The sequence below is a fragment of the Pradoshia sp. genome, from assembly GCF_051873915.1.
Lineage (GTDB): Bacteria > Bacillota > Bacilli > Bacillales > Pradoshiaceae > Pradoshia.
Window position 1 is genome coordinate 1 of record NZ_JBJEFJ010000111.1, and the last position, 1,736, is coordinate 1,736.

The following is a 1,736-nucleotide window of genomic DNA, read 5'->3' on the forward strand; positions in this document are numbered from 1 at the left end:
TCTGGCCAATTGGCTGCTGGAGCTGGTGAAATTGTCGCCGGAAGCAGAACGCTTAATCAATCTTTAAGCGCGAAATCAGGTGATATTGCCAAGCTTGCCGATGGAGCCAAGCAAGTGGCAGGAGGAACAGCACAGGTGAATGCCGGCTGGAAAACAGCAGTTGACGGCTCCGGTCAGCTAGTAGACGGTGCAGGCCGATTGGCTTTTGGAAGCCTGACGCTTAACCAATCTTTAAGTGCGAAATCAGGTGATATTGCCAAGCTTGCCGATGGAGCCAAGCAAGTGGCAGGAGGAACAGCACAGGTGAATGCCGGCTGGAAAACAGCAGTTGACGGTTCCGGTCAGGTGGCCGATGGAGCTGGCCGATTGGCTGCAGGAACAAAGGAATTAAATGATTCCCTGAGAGCAAAATCAAATGATATTGCGACCCTCGCAGGCGGAGCGAAAAATGTAGCAAGCGGTTCAGAGACGCTTTATAACTCTTTGAGTTCTAAGGCAGGTGATATTGAAGCACTTGCCAAAGGAACGGCTGATTTGAAAAAAGGGTCAGAAGATATGTATGGTCAATTAACTGGCAACAAGGATAAGATTCAAAGATTGGCAGACGGCGGGCAAGCGGTGAATGCAGGGGCTCAGGAGCTTAGCAGGGGCACTTCTGATATGCTTGCTGGTCTAAATAAAGCAAAAGACGGAGCTGATCAGCTTGCCGGAAGTATGCCTGAATTAATCAATGGAAGTAAAGCAGTTTCAGATGGGCTGAATGGTCTTGCGGCTCAAACCCCAGGACTGAAAACAGGTTCTACGGGTGTTGTGGCAGGACTGGAAGAATTAGCGGCTCTTTATCCTGATATGGCAAAAGACCCTAAATTCCAAACGGTACTGGCAAAAGCAAGGGGAGTTCAAGGCGGAGCTGCTGCAGTTGATTCAAGTGTTGGTCAATTACAAGGCGGTGCATCCACTTTATCACAAAGCATTTCAACTAAATTAAGCCCTGGTGTCAATCAATTGGCTGATTCATTTAGTAGTGAGTTAATACCAGGTCAACAGAAGCTTGTCGATGGCGCTAAGCAAGTGGCAGGAGGAGCAGCGGAAATACAAGCTGGGACGGCGACAGTGAATACAAGCTGGGATGCGTTGACAACAGGTGCTGCAGCATTGAATGGTGGACTGACCACTGTGGCTGCAGGGAATGCTTCTGTGAATGAGGGCTGGAAAACAGCTGTCGCAGGAACAAGTGAATTGGCGAATGGGGCAAAGCAAGTAGCTGCAGGTAACGAGCAAGTAAATGAAGGCTGGTCTGCAGCTGTTAATGGATCTGGTCAATTAGCCAGCGGCGCTGGAGAACTTGTATCAGGAAGCAAACTGCTAAACGGTACTCTAGCATCTAAATCTGGAGAAATTGAAACATTAGCAAATGGAGCAGCAGAGGTCGCGGCAGGAAATGCTTCTGTCAATGAAGGCTGGAAGACAGCCGTTGATGGATCAGGACAAATAGCAAGCGGAGCAGAGGAGCTTGTGCTGGGCAGCAGGCTGCTAAACAGCACCTTAGCGTCTAAATCCGGAGATATCGAAACACTTGCAGCAGGAGCCAAGGAAGTTGCTGCAGGAAACGCACAAGTGAATGAAGGCTGGAAGACAGCCGTTGATGGCTCAGGATTACTTGCAGCCGGTTCTTTAAGATTGTTTGAGGGAAGTAAAGAATTGAATAGCTCATTGGCAGCGAAATCGAAAGATAT

General features: G+C 48.9%; 1 protein-coding gene. It reads left to right on the top strand.

Annotated elements, in window-relative coordinates; all coding sequences use genetic code 11:
* The coding region (locus tag ACI35L_RS09995) for a hypothetical protein (protein WP_439802815.1) at positions 1 to 1,736 on the top strand (1,736 nt) is incomplete at both ends.